The following is a 24293-nucleotide window of genomic DNA, read 5'->3' as shown; positions in this document are numbered from 1 at the left end:
CGCGGCGCCGGGCCGTTGACGGTCGAAGCGCCCTTGCGCGCGGCCCTTGAGCGCGGCGGCCGGTCACCTGCGGGCCTCGGGTGCCGCGCCTGCGAAGAGGATAGCCATGATCCGCGTCACGCGCCTGCATCACACGGCGATCGCCGCCCACGACCTCGACGCGATGCGACGCTTCTATACCGAGGTGATCGGCCTCGACGCGCATCCGACAAAGACCAACTGGCTGCGGGCCGGGAACGGCTTCGTCGTGCACCTGATGCCGTCGCCCGACGCGCCCGCCTCGGGCCGGATCGAGCAGCACTTCGCGCTGGAGGTCGAGAGCCTGCGCGAGACCGCGGCGGCGCTGCTGCGCCAGGGCGTGACGCCGTACATGGCAAGCCTCGAATACGAGACCCACGCCGTGACCGATGCCGGCGACCCGCTCGATTTCGGGATCGGCACGCTCTTCGTGGCCGATCCGGAGGGCAACACGATCGAGTTCGTCGAGCCGGATACGGGCATCTTCGCCGAAGTCCCGCTCGAAGCGCAGGATACGTAGCGGCCCGCCGCGCTCGTCCTCATCCGGACTCTCGCCGAGGACGCAAGAGTCCCTTGCCCCCGCGGCCAGCCACTATCGATTGTGCCTCCCGTTTGCCTCCCTATGCTGCCGCCGCATTTCACCCGTCGATCCGCGCTTGCCGTGCTTGCCGCCAGCGGAGTTCTGCCCCCCATGTCGATGACCACCGCACAGGCGGCGCGTGCCGCCTCCGCGCCGACGCCTGTCCTCACGCTCGCGGCGCAGTCCCGCTGGCTGTGCAACGGCGTCGCCGCCGCCCCGGACGGCACCCTGTTCCTCGGCCTGCCGCGCTTCCCCGACCACAGAGAGACCCCCTCGCTCGTCAGGGTCGAACAGGACGGGGCGCTGTCGCCGTTCCCCGGTGGCGCGTGGAACGCGTGGAGCCAGGGCGGCGACGGGCAATCGGCCTTCGTCATGGTGAACGCCGTCCACGTCTTCAACGACGGGACGCTGTGGGTCGTCGATCAGGGGGCCGTGGGCGAGCGTGCCGTGCCGGGCGGGCAGAAGATCGTCCGCCTCGATCCGCGCACCGGGACCGTGCTCGCGGTGCTCCGCTTCGGCGACGACATCCTGCCGGCCGGCGCGACGATGAACGACCTGCGCCTGCACGACCACATGCTCTACGTCACCGATTCCGGGCTCGGCGGCATCATCGTCCACGATCTGGCGGCGAACCGGACCCTGCGCCGCCTCTCCGGCCACCCGCTTCTGCGCAAGCCCGAGGGCGCGGCGCAGAAGGGGCAGGGCGGCCGCATCCTGGCCGATGCCGACGGCCGCCGGCCCGCGGTCGCCAGCGACATGATCGAACTCGATGCCGACGGGGCCTGGCTCTACTGGGCGACGCCGACCGGGCCGGTCCGCCGGATCGCGACGGCCCTGCTCACCGACGAGAGCCTGACCGATGCCGACCTCGCGTCGGCGATCCAGACCATCGCCGAGATCCCGACCATCGGCGGCACGGCGATGGACACGCTGGGCAACCTCTACCTGTCCGACGCCGAGAACCGCCGGATCGCCGTGCTGACGCCGCAGGGGCGGATGCTGACGCTGGTGCAGGACGACCGGCTGGCCTCGCCCGACGCCATCTGCATCGACGGGCAGCGCCGCCTGCTGGTCCCCGCCTCCCAGCTCGAGAACCTCGCCTCCGGCACCGGGGGCGACGACCGCACGCGGGCGCCCTGGCAGGTCCTCGCCCTGCAACTACCGCGGGAGCTGGCCGGCATCCGCCTCGGCGACGCGGTAACCGGCCGTTCGCCGCCGCGGGGCCTGTCCAACATCCACGGCATCGAGCACGTCGCGATGACGGTGCCGGACATGGAGGCGGCGATCCGCTTCCTCGAGGAGGCGTTCGGCGCGACGGTGCTCTACCGCCACCTCAAGCTGACGGACGCGCCGCTCACGGCCGCCGATGTCGGCCGGATCAACGGCCTGCCGGAGACCGCGACCATGCGCGGCGCCTGCCAGATGCGCCTCGGCGACGGGGCCAACATCGAGCTGTTCCAGCTCACGGGGATCGCCCGCACCGAGGCGGCGGGGATCAACGATATCGGGCTCAACCACTTCAGCATGTTCGTGGACGACATCGCCCTGGCGACGGAGCGGTTCGCGGCCGCGGGCGGGACGCTGCTCGAAGGCCCCAATGACCTCGGTCTCAGCGAGACCGGGGCGGGCAACCAGCTGTGGTTCGGCCGGATGCCGTGGGGCACCTGGGTCGAGTTCATGACCTTCCGCTCGCCGCTCCGCTACGATGCCGGCGCGACCCAGGAGCGCCGATTTCCGGCCCGCGGCTGATCCGGGTTCAGGTGCCGGCCGCCGCCGGCACCGACCGGCGCGAGATCGCACCGAGGGAGGCGGTGAGGTCGCGCGCGACCTTCCGGTCTCCCGGCACCCGGCGCCGGCTCAGGTCCGCCAGCAGCGCGTCGCGCGTGGAGAGAACCTCCAGGATCAGCGCGTCATGCTCGACCTCGAACCGCGCCTCCGTGGTGGAGAGGCTGATCCCCAGGAGGTCGCCCGGACCGGGGCCGGCCTGGAGCGTGAAGGCAATGCAGCAGCGGCCCTGGACCAGTTCGGAATGCTCGACCGCGTAGCCGCGCAGGCGGACCTCGGCGAGGTTGCGCAGGAGGGCGCCGGAATCGGTGATCGTGTTCCCGGTGAAGCGCCGGAGTTCGCCCCGCCCGTAGAGGGCGCGGATCTCCCCGTCGTCGAACCGGGCGAGCAGGGCCTTGCCCATGGCGGTGGCGTGGGCGGGCAGCCGCTTACCGACCCGCGAGACCGCGAGCACGGAGTAGCGCCCCTCCTCGCGCATCACGTAGAGCACGTCCTCGCCCTCGATCGTCGCCACGCTCGCGGTCTCACCGGTCCGCTGCGCCAGGGCGCGCAGGGCGGAGCGGACGCTCTCCTCGAACGGGACGTTGCTCTGGTAGGCGCCGCCGATCTCCGCCGCGGCCGAGCCGAGACGGTAGTGCAGGCTCCCCGAAATCCCGGGCGCGGCCTCCTCGACGACGAAGCCGCGGGTGCCGAGGGTCTTGAGGGTGCGGTAGAGCAGCGAGCGCGAATAGGTCGTCCGCTCGATCAGCGCCGCCAGCGTCATCGGGCCGTCCGCCCGCGCGAGGGCGAGCAGGAGGTCGGCGGCGCAGGCGGCGGCCGGGGCGCTATACTTGAGCTTCTCGTCGGACTGCATCGGCAACTCCCCGTCGTCGAGGATCGACCTCGCCGAGACGGCGCCTCACGTCAACGCCTTGGCCGCCCGGATCGCCTGCCGCCCGCCCTGGGCGATGAAGGCGGAATCGGAGCCGATCCCGACGAAGGCGAAGCCCATCTGGACGTAGCGCGCGGCGCTGGCCGCGTCGCCCGCGAGCACGCCGGCGCCGATGCCGGCACTGCGGCAGGCGGAGACCACGCGGCGCAGGGCGGCGGCGAAGTCGGGCGCGTCGAGGGAGGGCGTGGTGCCGAGGGCTGCGGCGAGGTCGCGCGGCCCGACGAAGAGGACATCGACGCCGGGCGTGCGGGCGATGCGCTCCACGTCCGACAGGGCCGGCTGCGTCTCGATCTGCACGATCGCCACCACGGCGTCGTTGGCACGGCCGAGATAGTCGGGATCGAGGCCGAAGGCGGCGGCGGAGTGGTAGGTCGCGACGCCGCGGTCGCCCTGCGGCGGGTAGCGCAGGTGGCTGACGAATGCCGCCGCCTCCTCGGCGCTGTCGAGCCGGGGCGCCATCACCGCCTCGACGCCGAGGTCGAGCACGCGGCCGCAGCGGATGCGCGTCGGCGTCTCGACGCGCACCGCCGTGCCGACGCCGTGGCGTTTGGCGACGGCGATCTGGCCGATCAGGTCGCGCTCGTTGCCCGCCCCGTGTTCGAGGTCGAACAGCAGCCAGTCGAAGCCCGCCAGCGCGCAGACCTCCGCCGCGACCGTCGAACCGAGGCCGACGAAGGTGCCGTAGGTCGTGCCCGATCGGACCAGTTCCCCGAACGGCATCGGCTTGGTGCCCACCATCTTCCGCGTCTCCATTAATTCATATCTGAACTGCGTGTTTTCGATATGAAGCACCCTGACATCGAGAATGCAATATCGATCCGCCAACGAATCAGGGGTTGTACTGTTGATCCGGTTGTTTTAGCAGTCTTACTCAGAAACGCTAGTTCAAATATGAACAGCCAGTCACTCCGTCGAACGGAGTGCGGGAGGAGACATGACACCGGAGCATCTGTGCGAACGGGACGTTGAGGCCGTCGTCGCGACGACGCCCGAGAGCGTGTTTCTGCTCTCGGGCCATCTCACGTGGCTGGGCGAGCGGATGCGCGGCTGGATGGGCGGCCCCGCGGGCGACGCCGCCTTCCAGGCCGGATACGCCGTCCTCACCCGGGACGGTCGCGTCGGGCTGGCGGCGCGTGCGGTCACCCGGATGGCGGCCGAGGCGGCGGCGCCGGACAGCCTCGTGCTGTACGGCCGGGCCTGCCCGGCCGCCGACGCCGACGCCGCGCTGTCCCTGTTGCTGGCCGAGATGGGCCTCGCCGGCCGCACCATCGGTGTGGAATGGGACGGGGCCGGCCGCGGCCTCGCCCGAAGCCTGGAGCCGGTGGCGACCCGGGACGCCTCGCTCTGGCTGCGCAGCCTGCGCGCGGTGAAGACCGAAGCGGCGCTCCGGACGATGCGGGAGGCCGCGACCGCCACCGAGGCGGCGATGGAAGCCGTCTTCGCCGCCTGGACCGCCGACGCCGATCCGCGGGCGCTGCGGACCGTGTTCCGCGTCGCCCTGGCGGAGCGGGACTGCGACTTCGACCACCTGGTCTTCGGAGCGCCCGGCGGCGGCGTGTGCGACGCCGCGAGGCCGCCGGAACCCGTCACGGCCCTCTTCTTCGATGCCGGTGCCCGCTGTGGCCGCTACTACTCGGATACCGGCACGACGCTGACGCGGGCCGGCTTCACGGCCGCCGACCGCGAGCGTCACGCCGGCGCGCTCGCCGCGCTGGCGGCGGCCGAGCGCGCCCTGCGGCCGGGCCGGCCCGCTTCCTCGGCCTGGGCGGCGATGCAGGACGAGGCGCGGCGGATCCCGGGCCTCGTCGCGCAGGGGCACGGCCTCGGCCTCGGCATCCGCGAATGGCCGCTGCTCGGGCCGCCGAGCGACGCCGTGCTGAGCGACGGCCTCGGCACCTACCCGGTCGATGCCGTGCTCGCCCCCGGCATGGTGGTGAACCTCGAAGCCGGCGGGCACTTCGCCGACGGCACCTCCGTGCAGGTCGAGAAGAGCTTCGTCGTCGGCGCCGACGCCGCCGTCCCGCTGGCCGCGCAGCCGCGCGACGCCCCGATCCGCCTCCCGGCCTGATCCCCCATCCGAACCGATCCCCACCCAGAGGAAAGGCAATCCGCCCATGACCCGACAGAAGACCATCCGGCTGACGACCGCCCAGGCGATCCTGCGCTACTTCGCGGCCCAGCACACCCGGCGCGACGGACGCGAACGGCCGCTCATCGGCGGCGTGTTCGGCATCTTCGGCCACGGCAACGCCAGCGGCTTCGGCCACGCCCTCGCGACCGGCGCGGGCGGGCTGACCTACCATCAGGGCAAGAGCGAGCAGGCGATGGTCCATGCGGCGATCGGCTATGCCCGCGCCCACAACCTCGCCTCGACCCTGGCGGTGACGGCCTCGATCGGGCCGGCCGCCACCAACCTCGTCACCGGCGCCGGCACCGCCACGCTCAACCGCGTGCCCGTGCTGCTCCTGCCGGGCGACGTCTTCGCCAGCCGCCGTCAGGGCCCGATCCTGCAGGGGCTGGAGATGGCGGGCAGCTACGACATGACCGTCAACGACACCCTGCGCCCGGTCAGCCGCTTCTTCGACCGGATCACGCGGCCCGAGCAGATCATCCATTCCCTGCCGCACGCCACCGCCGCGCTGCTCGACCACGGCCAGGCCGGCGCCGTGACCGTGGCGGTCTGCCAGGATGTCGAGGGCGAGGCGTTCGACTTCCCCCTGGCGTTGTTCGAGCGGCGCGTCCACGACCTCGAGCGGCTCGCGCCCTCCGAGACCGCCCTGGCGGCCGCCGCCGAACGGGTGCGGGCCGCGCGCAAGCCCCTCATCATCGCGGGCGGCGGCGTCCGCTATTCCGAGGCGGAGGCGAGCCTCGCCGCCCTGTCCGACGCCTGCGGCATCCCGGTGGTCGAGAGCTTCGCCGGCCGCGGCGCCGGCCGGGAGGCGCGCCTCAACGCGGGCGGCGTCGGCTTCATCGGATCGCCGGCCGCCAACGAACTCGCGACCGAGGCCGACCTCGTGCTCGCCGTCGGCACCCGCCTGTCGGACACGCTCACCGGCTCGCACACGCTGTTCCAGAACCCCGATGTGAACTTCGTGACGCTGAACCTCGCCGAGCGCGACCTGCGCAAGATGGGCGCACTGGCGCTGCGGGCCGATGCAAGGGCCGGGCTCGACGGGCTCGCGGCGGCCCTGGAGGGCCATACCGCCCCGGCCGAATGGCGCGACCGCGCCGACCGGGCGATCCTGCGCCATGTCGCGCGGGTCGGCGAGATCGTCGGGACCGAGAATCCCCGCATGACCGGCTACGAGGCGGTCGCCGAGATCAAGGACGCCGCCCGCCGCGAAGACCGCGTGGTGTTCTCCTCCTCGACGGCGATCGGGCAGGCCCACACCATCTGGGACAGCCGCAGCGATGCCCCGGTCGACATGGAATACGGCTTCAGCTGCATGGGCTACGAGATCCCGGCCGCCCTCGGCGCGGCGATGGCCGGCACGGTGAAGGGCCGCATCCTCGCGCTCATCGGCGACGGCACCTTCCTGATGGGCAACACCACCGAGATCGTCACGGCGATCCAGGAGGGCCTCGCCTTCACGATCGTGGTGGTGGTCAACCGGGGCTGGCAGTGCATCCGCGGCCACCAGCTCGGCTCCTACGGCGAGGAGTTCGGCACGCAGTTCCGCCGCCGCGAGGGGGACGCCCGCAACCTGACCGGCGAGACGCTCGCGATCGACTACGTCGCCAACGCCCGCTCGCTGGGCGCCGACGGCCTCGACGTGCACAGCCGCGCCGAGTTGCGGGACGCCCTGGAGCAGGCACGCCGCTCCGACCGGCCCTTCCTGATCGCGGCGCATGTCGAGGACGCACCGCTGCCGATCGAGAACGGCGCGTGGTGGGAGTTCGGCATTCCGCAGGCGGATGCGCCCGAGGGCCTGCGCGAGACCCGCGCCGCCTTCGAGGCGGCCGCCGCGAAGCACCGGTGGTTCGTCTGAGGGAGGGGATCATGAAGGGTACGACGATCACGCGCGTCTCGACGCTGCGCAGCGCCCTGCAGCCGAACCTGCTGTGGGTGGAGATCGAGGATGCCGACGGCGTCGTCGGCCTCGGCGAGACCTTCTCGCTGGCCGAGACCGTGGAATCCTACATCCACGAGGGCGCGGCCGACTACCTGCTCGGCAAGGATGCGGGCGACATCGCCGGACACTGGACGACGCTGTTCCGCCAGCGCGGCCGCTCCGGCATCGGCGCCGAGACCCGGGGTGCGGCCGCCATCGACATCGCCCTGTGGGACCTGCTCGGCCACCGCACGGGCCTGCCGCTGTGGCAGCTCCTCGGCGGCCGCTCGCGGGAGCGGATCCGCGTCTACAACACCTGCGGCGGCCCGAACTACGTGCGGGCCGCGGCGGTGGCCGGGCGGCAATATACCGGCGACTTCGTGCGCGACCCCTACGACGACCTCTGGGGCTTCATGAACGAGCCCGAGCGGCTCGCCGAGAGCCTGCTCGCCGAGGGTGTGCGCCACATGAAGATCTGGCCGCTCGACGACATCTCGGTGGTGAACCAGGGGCTGCACATCTCCGCGTCGGAGCTGCGCACGGCGCTCGCGCCCCTCGCCCGCATCCACAAGGCCTTCGAGGGCGAGATGGAGGTCGCCCTCGAGATGCACGCACGCTGGACCGTGCCGGTGGCGAGCAAGATCGCCCGGGCCGCCGAGCAGTACCAGCCGATGTGGATCGAGGACCCGGTCAAGCTCGACAACCTGCGCGCCATCGACGAGGTCTGCCGCGCGACGACGATCCCGGTCCTCGTCGGCGAGACCCAGGGCTCGCGCTACCCCTACCGCGAGATCCTCGAACGCACGGGGGTCGGCATCATCATGTCCGACCCGTGCTGGACCGGCGGCGTCACCGAGCTGCGGCGCATCGCCGACCTCGCGGCCACCTACCAGCGCGCGTTCACGCCCCACGACTGCACCGGCCCGATCGGGCTCGCCGCCGGCGCGCACGTCGCCCTGCACGCCGAGACCGCGATCTTCCAGGAATTCGTCCGCGCCTTCTATCACGGCTGGTACCGCGAGGTGAGCGAGGGCCTGCCGCTGATCGAGAACGGCTGGCTCACCGCGGCCGACCGGCCCGGCCACGGCGTCACGATCCCCGAAGAGGTCCGCAAGCGCCCCGAATGGTCGGCGCGCACGAGCCGGAAGGGAGCCTGACCATGGCGAGCCCCACTCCTGCGAGCGGCCTGCGCGAGGGCCTGAGCTACGCGCCGCCGCACCGCCCGTCGGACCGGCTCGCGGGCGAGACGGCCGTGATCACCGGCGCCGGCAGCGGCGTCGGGGCGGAGACGGCCCGCATCCTCCACGCCGAGGGTGCCCACGTCGTCCTGAACGGCCTCACCGCCGGCCGCCTCGAAGCGCTCGCCGCCGAACTCGGCCCCCGCACCACCGTCCTGCCCGGGGACGTCACCGACCTCGCCTACCTGGAGCGCCTCGCCGAGGAGGCGCAGGCCGTCGGCGGGGGCCGCGTCGGCGTCCTCGTCAACAATGCCGGCGCCACGATCCGCGGCTCCCTGGCGGAGACCACCCCCGACAACTTCATGTCGACGGTGGAACTCAACCTGAACGGGGCGGTGCAGCTCACCCGCCTCCTGGCGCCGGCCATGTGCGAGGCGCGGCAGGGATCGATCGTCAACATGGCGTCGATCACCTCGCTGAAGGGGTTGGGCGGTGCCGTCGCCTACACCGCCTCCAAGGCGGGCATGACGGGGGTCACGCGGGCGCTGGCCGTGGAGCTGGCCCCGTTCAACGTCCGCGTCAACGCGGTCTGTCCCGGCGTGATCGATACGCCGATGACCTGGGAGCACGCCGAGGCGCAGCCCGATCCGGCCGCCCACTACGCGATGCTCCGGGCCCGCCAGCCGATGAACCGGCTCGCCTCCGCCCGCGACTGCGCCCTGGCGGTGCTGTTCCTGGCGAGCCCGGACTCGGCCTTCATCACCGGAGCCGCGCTCCCGGTGGATGGCGGGCGCCACGCTGCCTGAGGACGCCGCCTGAGAACGCGGCCTCCGGCCACCGCCCGAGGCCGCCGACCTCGGGCCGCCGACCTCGGGCCGCGACGACAAGCCGACAAAAACCACACCGGGGAGGAACGAGCACATGTCCCATGGAACCATGGCGCCGGACACGGTCGCCCTCGATCTGCCGGAACTCGGCAAGGGTCGTCACACCGCCCGCCTCAGCCTGATCGGCGTGATCGCCACCTTCGGCGGGTTGCTGTTCGGCTACGACACCGGCGTGCTGAACGGGGCGTTGTCCTACATCGCCGACTATTTCGGCCTGTCGCCGCTCCAAGAGGGGTTCGTCACCTTCAGCCTGCTGATCGGCGCGACCCTCGGCGCCCTGGCCGGCGGGCGGATCTCGGACCGGATCGGGCGGCGGGTCACCATCACAGGCCTCGGCGCCCTGTTCTTCGTCGGCGCGCTCGGCTGCGTCCTGGCGCCGACCTACGACATCCTCATCGTCTTCCGCGTCGTGCTCGGCCTCGCGGTCGGCGGCGCGTCGGTCACGGTGCCGGTCTACCTCTCCGAGGTCGCCCCGGCGGAGCAGCGCGGCAGCATGATCGGCCGCAACGACATCATGATCGTGTCCGGCCAGTTCCTGGCCTTCCTGTTCAACGCCGTCATCGGCAACGTGCTGGGCGGCAACGAGCACGTCTGGCGCATCATGCTCGCCGTCGCGCTCCTGCCCGCCGTCGTCCTGTTCCTCGGGATGCGCCGGATGCCCGAGAGCCCGCGCTGGCTGATGGCGCAGGGCCGCTCCCCCGAAGCCCTGGACGTGCTGCGCACGATCCGCTCCGAGGCCCGCGCCCAGGCCGAGATGGAAGAGGTGCGCGTCCTCGCGCGGCTCGACGCGGTCAAGCGCTCGACCAGCTGGCGCGACCTCGTGGCGGAGCCCTGGCTGGTGCGCCTGCTCTTCGTCGGCATGGGGCTGGCCGCGCTCGCGCAGCTCACCGGCATCAACTCGGTGATGTATTACGGGACGCAAGTCCTTGAGCAGGCCGGCTTCACCCGGAACACGGCCCTGATCTTCAACGTGCTGAACGGCCTGATCAGCATCGTGGCGATGCTCGTCGGCGTGATGGTGGTCAACCGCGTCGGACGCCGCTCGATGCTGATCCTCGGCTTCGGCTGCGCGACGGCGCTGCACGTCTTCATCGGCGTGATCGGCATCGTCGTGCCGCTCGACAACCCGGCCCGGCCCTACCTCCTGACCGTCGGCATGTTCGGCTTCCTCGCGATCGTGCAGGGGACCATCCAGCTCGTGAGCTGGATCATGATGTCGGAGATCTTCCCGCTGCGGGTGCGCGGGCTGATGATCGGCGCGAGCGTCGCGGTTCTGTGGCTCACCAACGCGCTGATCTCGCTCGCCTTCCTGCCCGTCGTGCAGACCCTCGACTTCGCGACCTTCTTCCTGTTCGGCGGCTGCTGCCTGTTCGGGGTGGTCTTCACGGCGCGCTGGCTGCCGGAGACGCGGGATCGGAGCCTGGAATCGATCGAGGCGGAGCTGTCCGCGGGAGGCGCCCGTGTCTGAGCGTATCCGCTTCGGGGTCAGCCCCATCGCCTGGATCAACGACGACCTGCCCGAACTCGGGGCCGGGACACCGCTGGAGCGGATGTTCCACGAGGCCGCCGCGATCGGCTACGACGGGATCGAACTGGGCGGCGCCTTCCCCCGCGAGCCCGCGGCACTCTCGGCCCTCCTGGCTCCGTCCGGGCTGGCCCTGGCCGCGGGCTGGTACGCCAGCAGCCTGCTCACCGTCGATGCCGAGGCGGAGATCGAGGCGCTCCAGCCGCATCTTCGGCTGCTGAGGGCGATGGGATGCGACGTCTTCATCGCCGCCGAATGCTCCACCTCCATCCACGGCCTGCGCCGCGTGCCCCTGGCCCACCGGCCGGTGCTGGACTGGGCGGGCTGGCGCCGCTTCGGCCGGGAGCTGACGCACCTGTCCGAGTACCTGGCCCGCGAGGGCTTCCGGCTGGCCTACCACCACCATCTCGGCACCGCGGTCCAGAGCGTGACCGACCTGAGCGCGATGCTCGCCCACACCCCGAGCCATGTCGGCCTCGTGCTCGATACCGGCCACGCGGTGTTGGGCGGGATCGATCCGGTCGCGCTGATCCGCGAACATCCGGAACGGATCGCCCATGTCCACTGCAAGGATGTGCGCCCACCGGCCTTCGCCGCCGTCGAGGCCGCGGGAGGCAGCTTCCTCGACGGCGTCCTGGCGGGGATGTTCACGGTGCCGGGGGACGGCAGCCTCGCCTTCGGCCCTGTGCTCCGCGCACTCGCCGACATCAAGTATCGCGGCTGGCTGATCGTCGAGGCGGAGCAGGATCCCCAGATCGCCGATCCGCGCATCTACGGTCGGATCGGGCTGGAGACCGTGCGTCGGGAGGCGATCGGTGCGGGCCTGACGACATGGACGGGGTCGCTCGCCCGCGCAGCGGTCGGAGCGCCTTCGCCCCGCAACGCCCCATCGCAATCGCCCGCAGCGACGCTGTTCCCGCTCGCGGAGCTGGCCCTGTCCGGGCTCGCATAGAGCGCATTTCGACGAAGTGGAAGCCGGTTCGCCGAAAGAATGCGCATCAAATCAGAGGCCTAGAGCATCATCCCGAAAGGTGGTTTCCGGCTTTCGGAAAAAGATGATGTAAAAACAAAAGCCGAGCGCATCGTGCTGGATCCGATATCCAGCACGATGCGCGAGAGACGCCGACCTGATGCAATCAGGTCGGGTACGGCTCTAGCACCTTCCAGGATGCGCACGCGGTCGGGCAGCCCGGCGGCGGCGAAGTCGTGCAGGATGCCGATGCCGGTCCCCGCCCGCACCGCCTCCCGTTGCCCGACCGCGCCGGCGCCGACTTCGTCATGCCGACGATGCGGTGAGGACGGTGATTGCCCGATCTCGTCGGATCTCGTCCGCGACGTTTCGTGGGCGAGGCCGGGCGCGGGGCGCAACGCTCTTTAACCGAAGAAGGCCGGTTCCGGTCAGCGCCGCACCGCAACGGCCCGGCGATCCAGCAGGTACGACACCGCCCAGATGGCGAAGCCCGAGAGGGCGAGGCCCATGCCGACCACGCCCGTCGTCGGCAGGCCGTATCCGGCCGCCAGCGCGAGGCCGGCCAGCCACGGTCCGAGGGCGTTGGCGGTGTTGAAGGCCGAATGGTTCAGGGCCGCCGCCATCGTCTGCGCATCCTCGGCCACGTCCATCAGCCGAGCCTGGAGCAGGCTCGACAGGCCGCCGCCGGAGCCGATCAGGAACACCGCCGCCACCATGGTCCAGACGTTCCCGGTCGCGAGGGGATAGAGGGCGAGCGCGCCGGCGCCCCACAGCAGGGTGAGGCCGATCGCCGGCATCAGGGCCCGGTCGCCGGCCCAGGCGCAGACGAAGGTTCCGGCGGTCAGGCCGAGGCCGAACACCGCGAGCACCGCGGGGATCACCACGGGAGAGGCGTGCGTGACCTCGAGCAGGGTCGAGGCGAGATAGGTGTAGACCGAGAACAGGCCGCCGAAACCGATGGCGCCGGTCATCAGGGTGAGCCAGACCTGCCCCCGCTTCAGGGCACCGAGTTCGCGCAGGGCGCTGGCACCCTGGACGGGCCGGCCGAGGGGAGCGAAGAGCTGGACCAGGATCGCCGTGAGGGTGGCGAGCGCCGCCACGAGGGCGAAGCTCCAGCGCCAGCCGACGACCTGCCCGATGCCGTTGGCGAGCGGCACGCCGACGATGGTGGCCACCGACAGGCCGAGGATCACCCGCGAGACCGCCTGCGTCCGGCGCTCCCGCGGCACGAGCGAGGCGGCGACCAGAGAGGCCACGCCGAAATAGGCCCCGTGCGGCAGCCCGGCAATGAAGCGGAAGGCCAGCATCCAGCCGTAATCCGGCGCGAGCGCCGAGAGGGCGTTGCCGACGGCGAACAGCAGCATGAGGCCGACGAGCAGGGTCCGGCGGGCGAAGCGCGCGGCCAGGACGGCGATCAGGGGGGCGCCGACCACCACGCCCAAAGCGTAGGCGCTAATGACGTGTCCGGCCGTCGGCGCATCGATGCCGAGTTCGGGAGCAAAGGCCGGCAGCAGGCTCATCGCGGCGAATTCCGTGGTGCCGATGGCGAAGCCCCCGACCGCGAGCGCGAGCAGGACGAGAGTCGGGTGGCGCCCCGGCGCGGCGCGCACCGGACGTATCTCCTCGGCGGCCTCGGGATCCGTGGGGCGGTTCTCGGTCGGTTCGGTCAGGGTCATGGTGGATCGCTTGCAAGCGCCAAGCCTCGTCGCGACCGGCGGCGCCGGTCCGGGCCAAGCGGGGGGTGACGAAACGGGAGCGGCCGGGCCGGACCGGGCGTCGGTCACGCCCGGCCCGGCCCGGCCTCGGTTCTTTCGGTACGGCTTCGGCCCGCCGCGCCTTCAGTTCAGCGGAGACTTGTCCTTGCCCCGGCCGGGGTTGGACGCGTCAACGAGATCGGGCGGAGCCTGTGCCGGCAATTGCTGGAGCTGTCCCGAGAGGTTGATGCGCTTCGTGCGCGCGAACGGCTCGAGCCGCACCGGGCCGCCGCTCTCCAGAGCCTTCAGGATCCCCTCGATCACCCGCAGGTCGGCGTAGCCCTCCTCGGCATCGGGCTCGGGGTCGGTGCCGTTCAGGATGCAATCCGAGAAGTACTTCAGCTCGCCGCCGAAATGGTCGGTGTTCTTGAAGCTGTCGTGGTGCTTCTCGTCGCCGATGGTCACCGTCCGCTCCAGCGGCTTGCCGTACATGTAGGCCGGATTGACCTCGACGCTGCCCTTGGTGCCGACGACCGCGTAGGTGTCGAGCACGCTGCCGTAATAGGACAGCACGAACTGCGCGAGGCGATTGCCGGGGAAGCGCAGGGTGACCGCGACGGTGTCGTCGAAGTCGCCGAACCCGGCCTCAGGGTGGCGCACGCCGACGGCCGAGACCACCTCGGTCGGCTCGTCGCCGAACACGTAGCGGGCGGCGTTGATCGTATACGGGCCCATGTCGAAGATCGGGCCGGCCTCGACGCCGCTCTTCGCCCGATGGTTCTCGGGCGAGACCATCTGCGTGAAGGTCGAGGTGAAGGTGAGGAGTTCACCGAGCGCGCCGGAGCGGATCAGGCCGATGGTGGCGAGCGTCGCCGGCTCGAAATGCAGCCGGTAGGCGACCATCAGCTTGGCCGACGAGGCGGCCTGCACCGCCATGATCTCCCGGCATTTTTCGCTCGAGATCTCGAGCGGCTTCTCCACCAGCACGTGGATGCCGGCCTTGAGGGCGGGAATCGCGAACTCGGCGTGGCGCCAGTTCGGGGTGGCGAGGTAGATCGCGTCGATGGTCCCCGAGGCCAGCAGCGTGCCGAACTCATCGTAGCCGTAGGTGTCGGTGACGCCGTATTGCTCACCGACCCGGCGCGCCTTCTCGGGATTGCCGGTGACGAGGGCGGTGACCTCCGAATTGCCGGTGTGGCGGACCCCGGGCAGCATCGCCTCCTGGGTGATGTCGCCCAGGCCGACGAAGGCGTAGCGGACGGTCTTGCCCTGGACGGGGCGGGGGAAGGTCGTGCCGGTCATGAAGAACTTTATCCGTGGGCGGGACGGGCTGACGAAGGGTCAGGACATGCCGGGCGGCCGCGATGCGGCCACGCCTTCCGTCAGCGCATGAATCGAAAACAGACCGGGTGGCGATCCGCTCCCCCTCGATCCGGCAAGGCTGATTGCGCCCATAGGCAAGAATGGCGGGATTCGACCGTTCCCGGCCGCAGCAGAGCGATTTCGCTGACGATCAAATATGAATCTAAGGCACGGGTCCTCGCAATCTCTTGATAGTGCGAGAACCGGCGCTCTAATGCGCCGGATGGGGCGGCTCGACAGCATCGACGATCTTCGCGTCTTCGACGCCATCATGCGGGCGGGCAGCCTGTCCGGTGCCGCGCAGGAACTCGACGTCTCGCTCACCGTGGTTTCCAAGCGACTCAAGCGCCTGGAGGCGCAGCTCGGCGTCCGCCTGCTCCAGCGGACGACGCGCCAGCTCGGCCTGACCGAGGAGGGCCAGGAATTCCTCGGGCGCTGCCGGATGGCGCTCGACGCCATCCAGGCGGCGGAGGAGGTCTGCGGCGACGGTGCCAGCGGCGTCGTCCGCGTAACGGCCACGGCGGGCTTCGCGCAGCGGCAGATCGCGCCGCGCCTGCCCCGCTTCCTCGCCCGCCACCCCGACATCTCGGTCCAGATCCTGACCAGCGACGACGTCCTCGACCTCGTGGAGCGCCGAATCGACGTGGCCATGCGGCAGGCGCCCCTCGCCGACAGCCGCCTGATCGCCCGCGCCTTCGTGCCGGACGCGCGCGTTCTGTGCGCCTCCCCGGCCTATCTCGCGAAGGCCGGTACGCCGCGCGATCCCTTCGACCTCGCCGGCCATGCCTGCCTGACGGTGGGCGATCCGGCGCCGAGCCAGTGGCGGCTGTGGCGCGGCGAGGAATCGGTCGAGATCCCGATCCGCTCCGTGGCCGGCGGCAATGACGGCGAGATCTGCCATGTCGGCGCGTTGGCGGATCTCGGCATCGCGATGAAGGCGGCCTGGGACGTGGCCGACGACGTGCGGACCGGGCGCCTCGTGCGCATCCTGCCGGACTGGTGGGGTGGGACGGATCGGTGGGTCCGCATCGTCTACCCGGCGCGTCTGCACCAGCCCCGGCGGGTTCGCGCCTTCATCGCCTTCATGGAAGACGAGATGACGACGTCCCTGGCCGAGAGCGCGGATCTCGGCCTGTTCGAGGCTGCGGCGCTGGCGAAGCTGCAGCCGCGCATCGACGCCGTGCGGCGCCGTCCCGAGCCTAAACTCGCCGAGCCTCGCCTCGCCGAGCCCGGACTCGCCGAGGCGAAACCCGCCTGACGCGCGCGCTGAAGACGAGTGCCGGGCCGGCCCGTCAGAGCGCGGTGATCAGGGCGACGGCTCCGAGGACGATTCCGGGGGCGTTGGCGAAGGAGACCGGCCAATCCCGGCGCAGGGCGCCGTAGGTCGTCCACAGCCCGCAATTCACCACCGTGGCGAGCGGCTGAATGACCGAGCCCTTCTGTCCGGCGAGGTTCAGCTGGATCTGGTCGAGATAGGAGACGAACATCAGGACGCCGGTGACGGTCGCGATCCAGCCGAGCCAGCGCACGAAGCGGTCGCTCGCGCCGACGCTGGCAGCCCGGTTGATGACGTGTGCGTCCGAACTCAAAAGTCTCCCCTCTTCGCTTGAAGAACCGCCCGCCGCGGTCGGCGATGGTCGGCGATGGCCGCCGTCGCGCGGTGCCTCGCATTAACGCGCCGTGGCGACCGGCCGAACTGTCCGAAACGGAAAGACACCCTGTCGAACCCGGCGATGATGCAGCGGTCATCGATGACCTATCTCGCATCGGGCGGAGATCCGGGGAGGGTTCGTCAGGACGATGGCGATGAGTCGGCGCGACCTCGGGAAAGCGATGTACGGCGCCGTGCTGGCGGGCGCCTCGTCCGATGCGGCGGCCCGGGCCACGCCCGGAGGGCCCCCGCCCGGAAACGTGATCCTGATCCGCGGCGGCTACGTCATGACGATGGATGCCGTGCGGGGCGACCTGCCCGGGGCCGACATCCTCGTTCGCGACGGGCGTATCGCCGAGATCGGACGCGGCCTGCCGGCTCCGGAGGGCGCCGACATCGTCGAGGCGGCGGGCGCGGTGGTCCTGCCGGGCTTCGTCGATGCCCACACCCATGGCGCGATCAGCCAGATGCGGGGTCTCTACGGCAACACGCCCGAGACCGCGTTCTTTCCCGTCACCAACCGGCTGTCGGCGCATTACAGGCCGGAGGACACCTATATCGGCATGCTGCTGAGCGCCGTGGAGAGTCTGGCCTCCGGCATCACCACGACGGCCGACTTCTTCGACGCCGTGCGCGACCGCGAACACGCGGAGGCCGGCCTCCGGGCGCTGCGGGACGCGCAGATCCGGGCGCGGCTGCTCTACGGGATGACGAGCAAGACCGCGGCGGCCCCGATCGATCTCGCCCATGTCGAGGAATGGCAGCGGGGCTGGGCGGACCGCTCGGCCGGCGGTCGCCTCTCTCTCGGCCTCGCTTGGCGCCTGCCGCAGGATCTCGACGACGCGCGGGCCTGGGCGATCAAGCAGGGGGAATGGGAGGCGGCCCGCCGGCTCGGGCTGCCGGTGCAGGTCCATGTCAGCGGCACGGTACCGGGACGGGCGGAGGCGATGTTCGACGCCCTGATCGCCCGGCGGATGCTTCGGCCGGGCCTGCAGGTCATCCATGCGACCGACGCCCGGGACGACCAGCTCGCCGCGCTGGAGGAGGCCGGCGCCGGCCTCGTGGTCACGCCTCTGACCGAGCACCGGGTCGGCTACGGCCTGACCCGGATCGATCGCTTCGCCGGGATCCGGCGCCTCGGCTTCGGCATCGATGGAAGTGCGCTGGCCGGCTCCACCGACATGTTCGCCCTCATGCGCCTCGCCGCGCTCACCCAGGCCGGCGCCGCGCGTGACGAGACGGCCGTCTCGCCCCGCCGGCTCCTGGAACTGGCGACGGTTGGCGGGGCGCGGGCGATGGGCCTCGATGCGGAGATCGGCACCCTCGTGCCGGGCCGCGCGGCCGACCTGCAGATCGTTCGGCTCGACACCTGGAACCTCGCGGGTTTCAAGGGCGGCGATCCGTCGGCGCTCCTCGTCTACTCGGCCCGACCGGAGGATGTTGCAACCGTCATGGTCGGAGGCCGCTTGGTGAAGCACGACCGTCGCCTTCTATTCGACGACCTCATGCTGCTCGACCAAGCCCGCCTATCCATCCTCGGAATTTGCAGACGTTCCAGCCAAGCCGGTCCTTGAGCAGGCCGTGCATCGAATCGTCGTTGCGGCATTCCCATTCCTTGGCCCCATTTCTTGACCCCATTCCTTGGCCGGTCTCCGGCAGCGGTTGAGCCAAGCAGAGGCCGGCCCCGGAGACGGCTTGAATCCGCCGATTGCCAGCGCGGCGAGGACCGGGGCTGGGTTGACCCCCGGAACGGCCACGGCCGGCGCGACCGCTTCCGCCGCCTCGGCGTCGAGCGGAGCGGATCCAGGCAGATCAACAAGGATCATCAGGCCGCTCTGACAGGGCGGGTCCGGTCGCCGCGCAGCGTGCAGGCGGCATGGATCAGGGCGAGGTGACTGAGACCCTGCGGCGTGTTGCCGAGGAAGTCACCGGTCTTCAGGTCGACCATCTCGCTCAGGATGCCGACCCCTGCAGGCAGAGCACGGATCGTGCCGGTGAAGACCTGCTCTGCCTCCTCCTGCCGCCCGAGCTCTGCCAGCGCCTCCGCCAGCCAGAACGAGCAGGCCAGGAACGCGCCTTCCTCCCGCTCGGCCCCGGAGTAACGGTAGAGGAAGGGCCCGCGTCCGAGCTCCTCGCGGATCGCGTCGAGCGTCGAGGACAGCCTGTCCCGGCCGTCGAAGCCGAAGCGGACGGCCAGCGCCAGCGACGCGTCGAGCCGCTCGGTGCCAGGATGGAGCACGAAGGCCTTGCGTGCTTCGGACCAGCAATGTTCCTCGATCCAGGCCGCGATGCGGTCGCGCTCGCGCGTCCAGCGCGGCACGCAGGTCGGGGGCAGGTGTCCGGCCTCGGCAAGCTCGACGGCGCGTGCGAGCCCCTGCCAGGCGCTGATCTTCGACATCGTGTAGTGCTGAGGCTCTCGCAGCTCCCAGATGCCGGCATCCTTCTGGCGCCAGCGGTCGGCGGCTTGGTCGGCGAGCGCCGACAGCACGGTGGCGCTTCTTTGGTCGAGGATGTTGCCATCGGCCACGAACAGGGCCGCCGTCTCGAAGATGTCGCCGTAGATGCCGTGCTGGTGCTGTAGAGCCGCGGCGTTGCCGACCAGGACCGGGCGCGAGGCGCGGTAACCCGGCAGCTCCAGGGCCCGCTCGTCCGGTCCGACCTCGCCGCACAGGGTGTAGAGCACCCGAGGACCGTGCTGGTCGAGGCGCTTCATCAGCCAGGAGAAAGCCGCCTTGGCCTCCGGCATCGCGCCGACCCGCAGGAAGGCGTTCACCGAGTAACCTGCATCCCGGATCCAGGCGTAGCGGTAATCGTAATTCTTCTCCCCGCCGATGCCCTCGGGCAGGGACGTCGTGGCTGCCGCGGCGATGGCGCCGCTCGGCGAGTAGAGGAGGAGCTTCAGCGCGAGCGCGCTGCGGCGGACCTCGTCGCGGTGCGGGCCGTCGTAGCGCAGCCCTTCGGCCCAGCGCCGCCAAGCCTCGTCGCTGACGTCGATGCGATGGTCGATCTCCTCCATCGTCGGCACTCCGAGCGGCTCGTCCTCACCTGCGAGCAACGCCACGGTCGCGCGCTCGCCCTCGGCGAGGGTCACGGTGGCGGCGATGGTGCGGTCATCCTCCTCGGTGACCCGGACGTTGTCGCTGCACCGGAACAGCCCGAGCACCGGCCCGACGTGGAAGACGCAGCCGTTCGGGTTCGGCTGAAGCCAGGGCGAGGCCGTGTCGCCGCGCGTGCCGAACACTGCGCGGACGCGGAACGTCATCGTACCCGACAGGACCTCGATGCGGCGGGCGAACTCGCACCAGGGCAGGCGGCCGGCGGTGGAACTGTTGAGCGACTCGGTCAGACGCGCCCGGCCCGTGCCCGAGGCCAGCACGGTATCGAGTACGTTGCTGTCCCGGCGGTAGCGCCGCTCGATGACCTTGGCACCCTCTGCCTCGACCTGGAAGAAGCCGCCGGCTTGCGGGTCGAGGAGGCTGTCGAAGAGCGGGGGCGAGTCCATCTCGGGCACGCACCACCACGCGACGGCACCATCCGGCGCCACGAGGACGACGGAGCGCCCGTCGCCCAATGCGGCGTAGTCTTGGATCGGGAAGTCCGAGCCCGGCAAGCGGGCGCCGTCCGAGCCGGCGCCATTGCAGTCCCCGGCGAAGTCTCGCCCGCCGTTCGTCCGTTTGCTCATGGTGCTGCTAGGGTCCCGTGCTCGTGCGATGGTTTCGGGCGGCTTCAGTTCTTGGGCATGGGGCGGGCTTTGGGCCGAGAAGGGCGAGGAGAAGGGCGAGGAGTGCCTGCCGATCGGCGGCGCGTACCTCGACAACAGTGCATCGCAGCATCAGTTGCATACCTATGCAGCCCGGCGCACGGAAAAGGGCTGCGTCGGAGGCAGTGCCTATGAGCGAGGTCGGGCCGGTGACTCGGAAGCGTCCACCTTCGTCGGTCGAGGTCGCGCGTCTGGCCGGCGTCTCGCAATCGGCGGTGTCACGGACGTTCACGCCCGGCAGCGTCGCCTCGCCGTCAACGCGGGCCAAGGTCCTCGCCGCGGCCGAGAGCCTTGGCTATCGGCCGAACCTTCTCTCGCGCTCGCTGATGACCGGTCGTTCGGACATCGTCGCCGTAGCAGTGGGCGCGCTGTCCAACCCGTTTCACGCCATGACCCTGGAGAGCTTCACGGCCGGCCTGCAGCGAACCGGCCGCCAGGTCATGCTGGTGCAGGTCGAGGACGAGTGGGCGCTGGGCTCTGCGGTCGAGCTGCTCGCGGGCTATCAGGTCGACGCGATCCTGAGCTCGCTGCCGGTTACCGAGCCGGAGGTCGTGCAGGCGCTCTCGCGCTTCGGGGTGCCGGTCGTCACCCTGAACTCCCCGGCGACTACGGACTGGGTGCGGACCGTCGTGACCGATGATGCCTGGGCGGGCGCCGAGATGGCGCGCCTGCTCCACGAGCGGGGTGCCCGACGCTTCGGCTACGTCGCGGGCCGGTCCGGAACGATGGGCCAGGAGCGTCGCGAGGCCGGCTTCCGGGAGGGGCTGCGGGAACTCGGGATCGACAGCTACGCCCGCGCTCAGGGCGACCACAAGCACGGCGGCGGCTACGAGGCGGTTCGAGCGCTCTACGCTTCGGGCACCGGGCCCGACGGCCTGTTCTGCTTCAACGACCTGACCGCGATGGGCGCCATCGACGGGCTTCGGCATGAGTTCGGGCTACGCTGTCCCGAGGATGTGCTCGTCGCCGGCTACGACAACATCGCGGCTGCGGCTTGGCCGTCGTACCGCTTGACCACGGTCGATATCGGGCTCGCGGCGGTCACCGAGTCCGCGTTGGCGCTGATCGCGTCGCAAGCCGGCGAAGCCACGGAGGCGCTGGTCAGGCCTCATTTGGTCGAGCGCACCAGTACCCTGAGCCAGCGTTAGCAGGCCAAACACCTATTGGCATCAACAAACCGGCCGGCCGGCCGACTCAAGGAATGCCCTTGTCTGCTGAAGGCGCAGATCTATCAATCATCGCAGCCTGATTAAAAGGTCGCCTCAGCAATTCAGTTCTTGAGAGCTGATCCGTCCCATCCCACGATCGTTGCGCCATCCGTCGGGCCTCGCCCGGCGTGGCCCGCCCGAGCGAGCGCAGGATCTCGCGCTGGCCGAACCGCTGGCGCAGGTCGTGGGGGATGATACGGCGAAAAAAGACCGTTTGTCGGCGGCGGCGGGTGCGAGGCAAGGCAGGAATCCCTGCCGTCCGGACAAGTGGACCTCCCGAGTGGACCTGGACGGAGCGGTCGGCCCGGGCGGGTCCGAAAACAGCCGGAGAATCAACGGTCGGCTGAGAATCTCGAGCCTTTGGCTGGGGCGCCAGGATTCTCACCCAGAACGACCTCAGCAAAAGACATCTACTAAATCATTGCAATTGCATGCGCTTTACCTTCTTGCGCACACGCAGTGGATACGATCCTGCGCTCATTGCCAAGGGCGCCCTCTGGCCATCCACAGGCGGCTGCAAGGCATCGCCCTCTTGCTCACTCAGGTCGCTCTGAAGCATGTTGATCTTGCCCTCTGGCCTGCCCTCATTCTGAAGCTAAGGTCCGTCGATCAGGAGACGGACGATGAAGAAGAGCCGGTTCAGCGAAGAGCAGATCATCGGCATCCTGAAGGAGCAGCAGGCCGGGCTGCCGGTCGCTGAGATCTGCCGCCGCCACGGCATCAGCGACGCGACGTTCTACACGTGGCGCTCTCGCTACGGCGGCATGGAGGTCTCGGACGCGCGCCGCCTGAAGACGCTCGACGAGGAGAACCGCAAGCTCAAGAAACTCCTGGCCGAAGCGATGCTCGACGTGGCCACGCTGCGTGAGGGTTTGAGAAAAAACTTCTGACGCCCGGCGCACGGAGAACGGCCGTGAGCTGGGCCATCGAGGAGAAGGGCTACTCGCAGCGTCGCGCCTGCGGGCTGATCGGCCTGGAGCCGAAGACCTACCGCTACGCCTCGACGCGAGGTGACGATGCGGCCGTGCGGGTACGCCTGCGCGGCCTGGCCGGCGAGCGCCGCCGGTTCGGCTACCGGCGCCTGCTCATCCTGCTGCGGCGGGAGGGCCTCACGCTGAACCACAAGAAGCTGTTCCGCCTCTATCGGGAAGAGCGGCTCTCGGTGCGCAGGCGCGGTGGGCGCAAACGTGCCCTTGGCACGCGGGCACCGGCCGCCGCGCCGCAGGAGCCGAACCAGCGCTGGAGCCTCGACTTCGTCTCCGACACGCTGATCGGCCCCCACGCGGTGGTCCAAGTTCTAAGTTAGTGCAGGGTCGGCCTTTGCTCCACGGGTCGCTTGGCCGGCGGAGCCGACCGGGTGAGCGCAGCCGGCCAAGCGGTGAAGGCCGGCACGAACACCTCCGGGGCCGGTGGTCGGTAGCCGAGCGAGGCGTGCGGGCGCACGCTGTTGTAGTGTAGACGCCAACTCTCGATCACGATCTGCGCCTCCTTGAGCGTGTAGAAGATCTCACCGTTCAAAAGCTCGTCCCGTAGTCGTGCGTTGAAGCTCTCGACGTAACCGTTCTCCCATGGCGAGCCGGGTGCGATGTAGGCTGTTCTGGCGCCGACACCGGTGATCCAGGCCTGCACGGACTTGGCGATGAACTCCGGACCGTTGTCCGAGCGGATATGGCCGGGCACGCCGCGCAGGATGAACAGGTCGGACAGCACGTCGATCACGTCCGCCGCCTTCAGCTTGCGTGCGACGCGGATCGCCAGGCACTCCCGCGTGAACTCATCGACCACGTTCAGCATCCGGAACTTGCGGCCCTCGTGCGTGCGGGCTTCGACAAAGTCGTAGGACCAGACGTGATCGCGACGCTCCGCCCGCAATCGCAGGCAGGAACCATCCCCGTCCCAGATGCGGCCGCGCTTGGGCTGCCGAGACGGGACCTTCAGCCCCTCGCGCCGCCAGATCCGTTCGACCCGCTTGTCGTTGACGAACCAGCCCGCCGCCTTCAGCAATGCACCGATCTTCCGGTAGCCGTAGCGCCCGTACTGGCGAGCCAGTTCCACGAGGTCGGCTGTCAGCGCGGCCTCATCCTCTCTTCCCCGCGGCACCTTGCGCTGCGTCGAGCGATGCTGCCCGAGCGCCCGACAGGCGCGGCGCTCGGAGACGTCTAGGACGTTCATGACATGCGCGATGCAGGCGCGTCGGCGCGCGGGGCTGGTCAGTTTCCCCGAGCGGCCTCCTGCAGGATCAGCTTGTCGAGGGTGAGATCCGCAATCGCCTTGCGCAGCCGCTGGTTCTCAACCTCCAAGTCCTTCATCCGTCGAACCTGATCGCTCTTCAGGCCGCCGTACTCCTTGCGCCAGCGGTAGTAGGTCACTTCCGTCACGCCGATGGCCCGGATCGCCTCCGCCACGCTCTGGCCCTGCGAGACCAGAACATCCACCTGCCGCAGCTTGGCGACCACGTCTTCCGGCTTGTGCCGCTTCGTTCCCATCTGTCCGTCCTCATCTGGCTCAAAAGCCATACCTCAGGGCGGACCACTTCAGTGGGGGCGGATCAGTTGATCGTGGAAGGCCCCGGGAGTGACCAAGGGTCAGCGCCGATCAGAGCGGGGTGGCCCCTGCACGACGCGCCGAGGTATGCGCCGTCGTCGGCCTCTCGTGATGTCGTCGCCAGCGTTGCCGGATCTGAGCGGGTCGG

General features: G+C 70.4%; 20 protein-coding genes and 1 pseudogene. 12 read left to right on the top strand and 9 right to left on the bottom strand.

The window, feature by feature from the left end:
• Positions 1 to 106 precede the first annotated feature (106 nt).
• Both MKK50_RS08630 and MKK50_RS08625 read left to right on the top strand, forming a co-directional pair.
• On the top strand, positions 107 to 538 hold the full coding sequence (locus tag MKK50_RS08630) for a VOC family protein (RefSeq protein ID WP_060769334.1): 432 nt from the start codon (positions 107 to 109) through the stop codon (positions 536 to 538).
• 171 nt (positions 539 to 709) lie between these two features.
• Positions 710 to 2347, top strand: coding sequence for an L-dopachrome tautomerase-related protein (locus MKK50_RS08625; protein ID WP_083530805.1), 1638 nt, complete (start codon positions 710 to 712; stop codon positions 2345 to 2347).
• A gap of 7 nt (positions 2348 to 2354) precedes the next feature.
• Here MKK50_RS08625 and MKK50_RS08620 read toward each other — a convergent pair whose 3' ends face one another.
• The gene (locus MKK50_RS08620) at positions 2355 to 3236 is read right to left on the bottom strand and encodes an IclR family transcriptional regulator (protein ID WP_135300050.1); all 882 of its coding nucleotides are present in this window, start codon (positions 3234 to 3236) and stop codon (positions 2355 to 2357) included.
• 45 nt (positions 3237 to 3281) lie between these two features.
• Positions 3282 to 4052 carry an HpcH/HpaI aldolase family protein gene (locus MKK50_RS08615; RefSeq protein WP_253374251.1) on the bottom strand — a complete coding sequence of 257 codons (771 nt, stop codon included), beginning with the start codon at positions 4050 to 4052 and terminating at the stop codon, positions 3282 to 3284.
• A 196-nt stretch (positions 4053 to 4248) separates the two neighbouring features.
• On the opposite strand from MKK50_RS08615, the gene MKK50_RS08610 reads away from it, so the two are divergent.
• The 6 genes from MKK50_RS08610 to iolE all read left to right on the top strand — a co-directional run bounded on the left by MKK50_RS08610 (position 4249) and on the right by iolE (position 11908).
• Positions 4249 to 5382 carry a M24 family metallopeptidase gene (locus MKK50_RS08610; protein ID WP_135300049.1) on the top strand — a complete coding sequence of 378 codons (1134 nt, stop codon included), beginning with the start codon at positions 4249 to 4251 and terminating at the stop codon, positions 5380 to 5382.
• A gap of 46 nt (positions 5383 to 5428) precedes the next feature.
• Positions 5429 to 7303, top strand: a complete 1875-nt coding sequence (locus tag MKK50_RS08605) for a thiamine pyrophosphate-dependent enzyme (RefSeq protein ID WP_060769331.1) — start codon at positions 5429 to 5431, stop codon at positions 7301 to 7303.
• 11 nt (positions 7304 to 7314) lie between these two features.
• A complete protein-coding gene (locus MKK50_RS08600; RefSeq protein ID WP_135300048.1) occupies positions 7315 to 8523 on the top strand; it encodes a mandelate racemase/muconate lactonizing enzyme family protein in 1209 nt (402 codons plus the stop codon).
• 2 nt (positions 8524 to 8525) lie between these two features.
• Positions 8526 to 9350, top strand: a complete 825-nt coding sequence (locus tag MKK50_RS08595; protein ID WP_193763289.1) for an SDR family NAD(P)-dependent oxidoreductase — start codon at positions 8526 to 8528, stop codon at positions 9348 to 9350.
• A gap of 115 nt (positions 9351 to 9465) precedes the next feature.
• Entirely contained in the window at positions 9466 to 10899 is a 1434-nt protein-coding gene (locus tag MKK50_RS08590) for a sugar porter family MFS transporter (protein WP_060769328.1), read from the top strand.
• A complete protein-coding gene (gene iolE / locus MKK50_RS08585; protein WP_060769327.1) occupies positions 10892 to 11908 on the top strand; it encodes a myo-inosose-2 dehydratase in 1017 nt (338 codons plus the stop codon). The genes MKK50_RS08590 and iolE overlap by 8 nt, the downstream gene beginning before the upstream one ends.
• A gap of 59 nt (positions 11909 to 11967) precedes the next feature.
• Here iolE and MKK50_RS08580 read toward each other — a convergent pair whose 3' ends face one another.
• From MKK50_RS08580 to MKK50_RS08570, 3 genes are all read right to left on the bottom strand, one after another.
• Complete coding sequence (locus MKK50_RS08580) at positions 11968 to 12324, bottom strand: hypothetical protein (RefSeq protein ID WP_083530804.1); 357 nt, start codon at positions 12322 to 12324, stop codon at positions 11968 to 11970.
• A 30-nt stretch (positions 12325 to 12354) separates the two neighbouring features.
• Positions 12355 to 13602, bottom strand: a complete 1248-nt coding sequence (locus MKK50_RS08575) for an MFS transporter (protein ID WP_083530803.1) — start codon at positions 13600 to 13602, stop codon at positions 12355 to 12357.
• Positions 13603 to 13764: 162 nt separating this feature from the next.
• Positions 13765 to 14922: a Gfo/Idh/MocA family protein gene (locus MKK50_RS08570; RefSeq protein WP_135300046.1), complete on the bottom strand. Its 1158-nt coding sequence runs from the start codon at positions 14920 to 14922 to the stop codon at positions 13765 to 13767.
• Positions 14923 to 15196: 274 nt separating this feature from the next.
• On the opposite strand from MKK50_RS08570, the gene MKK50_RS08565 reads away from it, so the two are divergent.
• Positions 15197 to 16240 (top strand): LysR family transcriptional regulator, encoded by a 1044-nt coding sequence (locus tag MKK50_RS08565; RefSeq protein ID WP_158509737.1) that lies wholly within the window; start codon positions 15197 to 15199, stop codon positions 16238 to 16240.
• 34 nt (positions 16241 to 16274) lie between these two features.
• On the opposite strand, the gene MKK50_RS08560 is transcribed toward MKK50_RS08565, so the two are convergent.
• Positions 16275 to 16571, bottom strand: a complete 297-nt coding sequence (locus MKK50_RS08560) for a SemiSWEET family transporter (protein ID WP_135300045.1) — start codon at positions 16569 to 16571, stop codon at positions 16275 to 16277.
• 217 nt (positions 16572 to 16788) lie between these two features.
• On the opposite strand from MKK50_RS08560, the gene MKK50_RS08555 reads away from it, so the two are divergent.
• Positions 16789 to 18207 (top strand): amidohydrolase family protein, encoded by a 1419-nt coding sequence (locus tag MKK50_RS08555; protein ID WP_158509736.1) that lies wholly within the window; start codon positions 16789 to 16791, stop codon positions 18205 to 18207.
• Positions 18208 to 18458: 251 nt separating this feature from the next.
• Here the strand turns inward: MKK50_RS08555 and MKK50_RS08550 are convergent, their stop codons facing one another.
• Positions 18459 to 20315, bottom strand: coding sequence for a glycoside hydrolase family 15 protein (locus MKK50_RS08550; protein WP_083530800.1), 1857 nt, complete (start codon positions 20313 to 20315; stop codon positions 18459 to 18461).
• A gap of 209 nt (positions 20316 to 20524) precedes the next feature.
• On the opposite strand from MKK50_RS08550, the gene MKK50_RS08545 reads away from it, so the two are divergent.
• Complete coding sequence (locus MKK50_RS08545) at positions 20525 to 21541, top strand: LacI family DNA-binding transcriptional regulator (protein ID WP_060769323.1); 1017 nt, start codon at positions 20525 to 20527, stop codon at positions 21539 to 21541.
• Positions 21542 to 21587: 46 nt separating this feature from the next.
• Here MKK50_RS08545 and MKK50_RS08540 read toward each other — a convergent pair whose 3' ends face one another.
• Entirely contained in the window at positions 21588 to 21986 is a 399-nt protein-coding gene (locus tag MKK50_RS08540) for a DUF6538 domain-containing protein (RefSeq protein ID WP_353612596.1), read from the bottom strand.
• A gap of 238 nt (positions 21987 to 22224) precedes the next feature.
• On the opposite strand from MKK50_RS08540, the pseudogene MKK50_RS08535 reads away from it, so the two are divergent.
• Positions 22225 to 22871 (top strand): annotated as a pseudogene (locus MKK50_RS08535) (transposase); the annotation flags it as partial.
• Between the two features lie 32 nt (positions 22872 to 22903).
• Here the strand turns inward: MKK50_RS08535 and MKK50_RS08530 are convergent.
• Positions 22904 to 24087, bottom strand: a protein-coding gene (locus tag MKK50_RS08530) for an IS3-like element ISMex5 family transposase (RefSeq protein WP_085985476.1) whose coding sequence is annotated in 2 segments (ribosomal slippage) — positions 22904 to 23823 and positions 23823 to 24087 — 1185 coding nt in all. Because the reading frame shifts where the segments join, the coding sequence is not laid out codon by codon here.
• Between the last annotated feature and the right edge of the window lie 206 nt (positions 24088 to 24293).

The organism is Methylobacterium sp. J-043, assembly GCF_022829505.1.
Classification (GTDB): Bacteria; Pseudomonadota; Alphaproteobacteria; order Rhizobiales; family Beijerinckiaceae; genus Methylobacterium; species Methylobacterium extorquens_A.
Note: the sequence above shows the minus strand (reverse complement) of the source record. Positions and strands in the feature narration are given on the sequence as shown.

Coding starts and splice junctions, on each gene's coding strand:
- MKK50_RS08630 (WP_060769334.1), top strand. CDS start 107: ATGATCCGCGTCACGCGCCTGCATCACACGGCGATCGCCGCCCACGAC.
- MKK50_RS08625 (WP_083530805.1), top strand. CDS start 710: ATGTCGATGACCACCGCACAGGCGGCGCGTGCCGCCTCCGCGCCGACG.
- MKK50_RS08620 (WP_135300050.1), bottom strand. CDS start 3,236: ATGCAGTCCGACGAGAAGCTCAAGTATAGCGCCCCGGCCGCCGCCTGC.
- MKK50_RS08615 (WP_253374251.1), bottom strand. CDS start 4,052: ATGGTGGGCACCAAGCCGATGCCGTTCGGGGAACTGGTCCGATCGGGC.
- MKK50_RS08610 (WP_135300049.1), top strand. CDS start 4,249: ATGACACCGGAGCATCTGTGCGAACGGGACGTTGAGGCCGTCGTCGCG.
- MKK50_RS08605 (WP_060769331.1), top strand. CDS start 5,429: ATGACCCGACAGAAGACCATCCGGCTGACGACCGCCCAGGCGATCCTG.
- MKK50_RS08600 (WP_135300048.1), top strand. CDS start 7,315: ATGAAGGGTACGACGATCACGCGCGTCTCGACGCTGCGCAGCGCCCTG.
- MKK50_RS08595 (WP_193763289.1), top strand. CDS start 8,526: ATGGCGAGCCCCACTCCTGCGAGCGGCCTGCGCGAGGGCCTGAGCTAC.
- MKK50_RS08590 (WP_060769328.1), top strand. CDS start 9,466: ATGTCCCATGGAACCATGGCGCCGGACACGGTCGCCCTCGATCTGCCG.
- MKK50_RS08575 (WP_083530803.1), bottom strand. CDS start 13,602: ATGACCCTGACCGAACCGACCGAGAACCGCCCCACGGATCCCGAGGCC.
- MKK50_RS08570 (WP_135300046.1), bottom strand. CDS start 14,922: ATGACCGGCACGACCTTCCCCCGCCCCGTCCAGGGCAAGACCGTCCGC.
- MKK50_RS08565 (WP_158509737.1), top strand. CDS start 15,197: ATGCGCCGGATGGGGCGGCTCGACAGCATCGACGATCTTCGCGTCTTC.
- MKK50_RS08555 (WP_158509736.1), top strand. CDS start 16,789: ATGAGTCGGCGCGACCTCGGGAAAGCGATGTACGGCGCCGTGCTGGCG.
- MKK50_RS08550 (WP_083530800.1), bottom strand. CDS start 20,315: ATGAGCAAACGGACGAACGGCGGGCGAGACTTCGCCGGGGACTGCAAT.
- MKK50_RS08545 (WP_060769323.1), top strand. CDS start 20,525: ATGAGCGAGGTCGGGCCGGTGACTCGGAAGCGTCCACCTTCGTCGGTC.